The sequence below is a fragment of the Arthrobacter sp. YAF34 genome (assembly GCF_052113245.1).
Lineage (GTDB): Bacteria > Actinomycetota > Actinomycetes > Actinomycetales > Micrococcaceae > Arthrobacter.
In genome coordinates this window covers 1-6,493 of record NZ_JBFRCV010000030.1, presented here as the reverse complement: position 1 = coordinate 6,493, position 6,493 = coordinate 1, and the positions used below count along the sequence as shown (strand labels likewise).

3 protein-coding genes and 1 pseudogene are annotated in these 6,493 nt (G+C 57.8%); 1 reads left to right on the top strand and 3 read right to left on the bottom strand.

Annotated elements, in window-relative coordinates; translation table 11 throughout:
• From AB4Y72_RS19545 to AB4Y72_RS19535, 3 genes are all read right to left on the bottom strand, one after another.
• On the bottom strand, nt 1-2,877 hold a 2,877-nt coding region (locus tag AB4Y72_RS19545), incomplete at its 3' end, for a type I restriction endonuclease subunit R (protein WP_441427793.1).
• A complete protein-coding gene (locus AB4Y72_RS19540; RefSeq protein ID WP_441427792.1) occupies nt 2,874-4,025 on the bottom strand; it encodes a restriction endonuclease subunit S in 1,152 nt (383 codons plus the stop codon). The genes AB4Y72_RS19545 and AB4Y72_RS19540, both read right to left, overlap by 4 nt.
• The gene (locus AB4Y72_RS19535; protein ID WP_441427791.1) at nt 4,022-5,590 is read right to left on the bottom strand and encodes a type I restriction-modification system subunit M; all 1,569 of its coding nucleotides are present in this window, start codon (nt 5,588-5,590) and stop codon (nt 4,022-4,024) included. The genes AB4Y72_RS19540 and AB4Y72_RS19535 overlap by 4 nt, the downstream gene beginning before the upstream one ends.
• A gap of 325 nt (nt 5,591-5,915) precedes the next feature.
• Here AB4Y72_RS19535 and AB4Y72_RS19530 point away from each other — a divergent pair.
• Nucleotides 5,916-6,350: pseudogene (locus AB4Y72_RS19530) on the top strand (recombinase family protein); the annotation flags it as partial.
• Between the last annotated feature and the right edge of the window lie 143 nt (nt 6,351-6,493).

Genomic DNA, 6,493 nt, shown 5'->3' with positions numbered 1-6,493 from the left:
GCGGAATGCAGTCTCCACGAAGATGCGTGTTTCGTCGGGGCGGAGGTTCTCGTCTTCGATGATGGCGTTGAGCTCGGCTTCACGTTTGGCGGCGATGAACGCACGCCATTCCTGATCAATCTCCCCGTCGGCCGAGAGAGAATCAACGAAGTCTTCGATAAGGTCTTTCTTGTTGCGCAGGGTCGGGCTGGCATCCACGGCGCGTGTGATCTCTGCCCGGATTTCCTTATCGTCACCGTCACCGCGTTCTTTGCGATATTTCTGGACGAGCATGAGGATGTAGTCGACGTTGATCTCGACCTGTTTGATCAGCTCTATCTCGAAGACAATGTCGTCGTTGATCTGCTCCTTCTCCGCGTTCTTGTCCTTGCGGAAATCCGCGTACAGGTCCAGGTACACGCTGCGGTAGTCCTGGCCCTGCCGTTCGCTGAGAATCTCGTGACCGGTGAACTCGTCGAACGAGGTAAGGACGTTCTGCAGGCGCAGGATCGCACCGAACAGCCCAATGAATTCCTTCTGCGCTGACTCCCCGATGATCGGGGTCCCCAGCGGGAACATAGTGAGTAGCTCGGTGACCTTCTCGGCATAGTCACTGTAGTACTCGCCGTAGGGCTTGAGCAGCACCACCCCGCGGGCATCCTTGTTGCCGAACAGTGCGATCGCGTCGTTGGTCTGTTCCTCAAGGTCACGGAAGGAGACGATGTTGCCATAGGTCTTGACGGAGTTCRGGATGCGGTTAGTGCGGGAATAGGCTTGGATCAATCCGTGGGCTCGGAGGTTCTTGTCCACGAACAAGGTGTTTAAGGTGGTCGCGTCAAAACCGGTGAGGAACATGTTGACCACGATCACCAGGTCGATCTCGCGCTGCTTGAGTTTCAGCGACAGGTCCTTGTAGTAGTTCTGGAACCGGTCGGCGCTGGTGTCGAACGAGGTGCCAAACACGGCGTTATAGTCCTGAATCGCGGCTTCCAGGAACGATCGGGCATCGGCGTCCAACGCGCTGGTGTCGAAACCTTCCTCCTCAAGCGATCCGTCCTCGACGGGGTCGTTCGCTCCATAGGAGTAGATCAGGCCGATCTTCAGCCGCTTGTCAGGGACAAGCGCTTTCTGCTGTTCCCGGAAGTGCTGGTAGTACATGCGGGCGGCCTGGATCGAGGCGGTAGCGAAGAGGGCGTTGAACCCGCGCACCCGTTTCTCGCCGAGGGTGTAGCCTTCGGTGCGTTTGGTCTTCTGGTCGAAGTGCTCCCGCGTGTAGTCCACGATTTTGCAGATCCGCTCGTGAGCCAGCAACGCTTTTTCGGTGTCGATCGCGGAGACTTGCTTGTCGACTACGTTGCCGACCTTGACCGTGTTCACGTAGTCAATCCGGAACGGCAACACATTTTTGTCCGTGATGGCGTCCACGATCGTGTATGTGTGCAGCTTCTCGCCGAACGCCTGCTCGGTGGTCTTCAACTGCGGGTTTCCGCCGCTGCCGGAGTTGGCGGCGAAGATCGGCGTGCCGGTGAAACCGAACAGGTTATAGCGCTTGAACGCCTTGGTGATCGCGGTGTGCATTTCGCCGAACTGCGACCGGTGACACTCGTCAAAGATGATCACGACGTGGCCACCGTAGATCTCATGGCCCTTGTTGCCGGCGATGAACGTCGCGAGCTTCTGGATCGTAGTGATGATGATCCGTGCCCCCRGATCCTCGAGCTGCTTTTTCAGCACCGCGGTGGAAGTGTTCGAGTTCGCCGCGCCCTTCTCGAACCGGTCGTACTCTCGCATGGTCTGGTAATCGAGGTCCTTGCGGTCCACCACGAACAACACTTTGTCGACGGAGGGCAGCTTCGAGGCGAGCTGGGCCGCCTTGAACGAGGTCAGCGTCTTGCCCGACCCTGTCGTGTGCCACACGTACCCGCCGGCCCCGATCGTGCCGAGCTGCTTGTAATTAGTGGAAATCTCGATCTTTTGCAGGATCTTCTCGGTCCCGACAATCTGGTAGGGGCGCATGACCAGGAGCATGTTGTCGGCGGTCAACACGCAGTACCTGGTGAGGATGTTCAGCAGCGTGTGCTTGGCGAAGAACGTTTTCCCAAACGCGGAGAGATCAGTAATTGGCTTGTTCTGTGCATCGGCCCACCAGGAAGTGAACTCAAAGGAATTGGAGGTCTTGCGGACGCGCTTGGACCCCGTAGCCTCGCTCAGGTGCTGACGGCGCGTGGTGTTGGAGTAGTACTTCGTCAACGTGCCGTTGGAGATCACGAACAACTGCACGTACTCGAAGAGGCCGGAGCCTGCCCAGAAGCTGTCGCGCTGGTACCGGTCGATCTGGTTGAACGCCTCGCGGATATCCACGCCGCGGCGCTTGAGCTCGATATGGACCATCGGCAGCCCATTGACGAGCACCGTCACGTCGTACCGGTTCGCGTACTTCCCGCCACCCTCGCCCTGGGGAGTCTCGTACTGGTTGATGACCTGCAGACGGTTGTTGTGGATGTTCTGCTTATCGATCAGTGCGATGTTCTTGATCGAACCGTCATCCCGCTTCAGCAACTGGACATGATCATCCTGAATGCGCACCGTCTTCTCAACGATGCCGTCATTCGCACCAGCCACCCGTTCGGAGAAGAACTGCTTCCACTCCGCGTCGGAGAATGTGATGCAGTTCAAAGCCTCCAGCTGGGCACGCAGATTGGCGACGAGCTGCGCCTCGGAGTTAATCGGTAGAAATCCATACGCCTGCGACCGCAACAACCGGATGAACTCACGTTCAAGGTGCGCCTCGGACTGATACGCCGCCTCAGCCTTAGCATCAGGCACATACTCGGCAACGACTGTGCTCTCACTCGAGACCGCGATCGGGTGATACTTTCGCGGAGTTGCGTCAATCATGTAACTGCCTCTTCGAACGTCAGGAGCTTGTTGCGGTAGTACTCAAACTGCTTGCGACGAGCCGTCAGTTCGTCGCGCAAGGCCGATTCGAGAGCTGCGACAGTTCCGACTACACGGACCATCTCGCGCTGGACGGAAATTGACGGCAATGCGATTTGGAATGCCTCGAACTGCCCCTCTTTCCAGCGCATGCGACTTTTCGTTGAGCCTCGTTCGACCCCAGTGACTTCCGCTGCTATCCGTTTGAGTGTGTACTCGTCCTGAAGATACAGCAGCAACCATTCAGGCAGTATCCGTGAGCGGTCGAGTTCGTACACAGGAAATTCATTTGATACGACTCCGTTGGCGAGTTCTGGAGGGACGATCGCGAATGATCCTTCGGTCACGAACATTCGGTTATAGACGAGATAACCCGGTTTCACCGCATAGAGCACCGTTCCTTTTATCGCGCTGCCAAGTTTCGGCTCGCGAACGAGAACCCCTTCGCCGTACCATTTCACGCCGAGGCTCCTATACGCCGTGTCGTCCTGAACTCTGACGGGTTCGACGTACTGAGATGCCACTTCGCCGAGCCGAATGTGCTTGACGTTTGACGATTGGTCTTCGTTATGTGCCGCACCAGGTAGAAGGCGAGTGAACGCAAGCCGTTGACGCCTCCGGGCCATTAGCTCCGCATTCAGTTCCGCTTCGAGCTGAGTAAATTGATCCAATATACGCACGATCTCCCGCTGAACTTCTAGAGGCGGCACAGGGACAAGCAGAAGATTGAGCACGGATTGCGTCAGGCTCGGAACACCACCTGCCCGATTAAGCTCTTCGAGGCGCTGAGTTGATAGGTGGTAGAACAAGAACTTCGGTACCAAGCGATCACCAATCTCCGTATAGAAGAGGGTGTCCACGGTCCAGAAGGGCTTATCAACGTAGTAAAGCTTGCTGAGCGAGCCCTTCCTAGGGATCAGTACCGAGGGACCAGGGTGGGCGGATTCGTTAACGTAGAGCATCACGCCGCCAGTTCCATACACGGGAATCTCACCTATCCCGAGGGCCTTGTAATCCTTGCCATTGCGTATACGAACGAGTTCGCCGAGAGGAGCGAAATCAACTCCTCGTGGGCACAACTCCGCGATCAGTTCAGCGATGCGGCTCATCGTGCGCGCTCGAGGTCGGCGACGATCTCATCGACGGAGGTGCGGAGTTCTTGCTGGCGTGTGATGATGCGGGCGATCTCTACGTTGATCTCTGTGATGTCGATGATTTCACGGGTGTCTACAGGTTCAACGTAGGAGGCCACAGCGAGGTTATAGGCGCTGGCCGCGATGTCTACGTTGGGAACGAGTTTTGCGAAATGCTCGGCATCTTCACGAGTCGTGAAAGCGTCCAGAATTTTCTTCTGATGGGGTTTGGTGAGTTTGTTCTTATTGCCGCCGCGCGAGAACTCTGCCGACGCGTCGATGAATAGGACGGCGTTGTCGGTTTTGGATTTTTTGAGAACTATGATGCAGGTCGCGATCGTAGTGCCGAAGAACAGCTCCGGTGGGAGCTGGATGACGGCGTCCACGTAGTTATTGTCGATGAGGTATTTGCGGATCTTCTGCTCTGCTCCCGCCCGGTAAAGGACGCCGGGGAACTCTACAATCGCAGCGGTACCGTTGACGGCCAGCCAAGACAGGATGTGYATCGTGAAGGCGAGGTCGGCCTTGGACTTTGGCGCGAGCACACCAGCCGGGGCGAAACGCGGGTCGTTGATAAGCAGAGGATTCGAGTCGCCGTCCCACTTGATCGAATACGGAGGGTTGGAAACGATCGCTTCGAACGGTTCATCGTCCCAGTGAGCGGGATCGATGAGAGTGTCGCCGTGGGCAAGGTTGAACTTCTCGTAGTTCACATCATGGAGGAACATATTGATGCGTGCGAGGTTGTACGTGGTCAGGTTGATCTCCTGGCCGTAAAAGCCTTGGCGTACGTTGCCCTTGCCGAGGATTTTGTCGAATTTCAGCAGCAGGGAACCAGACCCGACCGCCGGGTCGTAGACCTTGTTTACCTGTGTCTTGCCGACCACTGTGATGCGGGCCAGGAGTTCGGAGACTTCCTGGGGTGTGTAATATTCGCCGCCGGACTTGCCGGCGCTGGAGGCGTACATCTGCATGAGGTACTCGTAGGCGTCACCGAACAGGTCAATTGAGTTGTCTCCAAACTTTCCAAGCGGAAGGTCCCCGATGGCGTCCAACAGCTTCACGAGTTTCTCGTTGCGCTTGGCGACCGTGTTGCCAAGCTTGGAGCTATTGACGTCGAGGTCGTCGAACAGGCCCTTGAGGTCGTCTTCGCTACCAGTCCCCAGGGCGGAGGCCTCGATGTTCTTGAAAACCCGGGCAAGCGTTTCGTTCAGGTCCGCATCGTGCGAGGCGCCTTTGCGGACGTTCTGGAAGAGCTCAGAGGGGAGAATGTAGAAGCCCTTCTCAGCAACCGTCTCAGTGCGGCCAAATTCTGCTTGCGAGTCGGGCAGGATGGCGTAGTTGAAGGTGGGGTCGCCGGCCTTGTGTTCGCCTGTGTTGATGTAGGCCGTGAGGTTCTCGGAGATGAACCGGTAGAAGAGCATGCCGAGCACGTAGCTTTTGAAGTCCCACCCGTCGACCGACCCTCTGAGGTCGTTCGCGATGCGCCAGATTGTCTTGTGCAGCTCGGCACGCTGTCCTTCTTTGGTGGTGGGGGCCATATCTCGTCTCCTGCGCTGCTGCGCGCGATTAATTCATGCTCGGGTTCAACGTCTCAGGATATCTGTGACCTCTCGCCATGGAGCATTCCCGCGCCCGGTCTGCTACGCGGTCATGATGCAGCGCACTTCCGGTCCATCTACCGCTCGGGGTGGCTCATAAGCAATCCCCTCCAGTGGGGACCTCCTCGAACGTACCGTCAAATACGACCGTTTCTGACCAGCCCATGGCAAGCCTCCGAAAAACGACCCGAATGCCCCAATAGTGTTGGTCAGAACTGGTTTCCGAAAAGAAAACTGGTCAAAACGTTGCTGGAGGGTTTTTGACGTGTCGAGTAATGTGATCGGCTATGCGAGGGTCAGTACCCGGGGGCAGTCTTTGGATTCCCAAGTTGATGCGCTGGTGTCGGCCGGCGCGGTCCGCGTATTCCAGGAATACGCTTCCGGGGCGACGCAGGCCCGGGCACGGTGGATGGAGTGTCTGGACTACCTGCAGCCAGGCAATGTCCTGATGGTTGCCGACCTCACCAGGCTGGGCCGGAGTACGGCGGACCTGGCGGACATTGTGACGGTGCTGGGGCAGCGGGGGATAGGCTTTCGTTCTCTGGCGGAACCGTGGCTGGATACCACCAGCGCACACGGCAAACTCATCTTTGACATGTTCGCCTCCCTTGCGGAGTACGAACGATCGCGTCTGTCGGAACGGACGAAAGCCGGCTTGGCCGCAGCGAAGGCCCGGGGCCGGCTTGGCGGCCGTCCTAGACGATATGAAGTGTGATCGGGTCCTGCCGGTCCGGACCGGCCCATTATCGCCGGACGGTCCTGCAGCCCCGGCTTGGGGTGCTCGCTGCCCCCGGATGAAGGGCGGCGCTGCGGGACCTGGACCCCGGCGGTGATGTCCTCTAT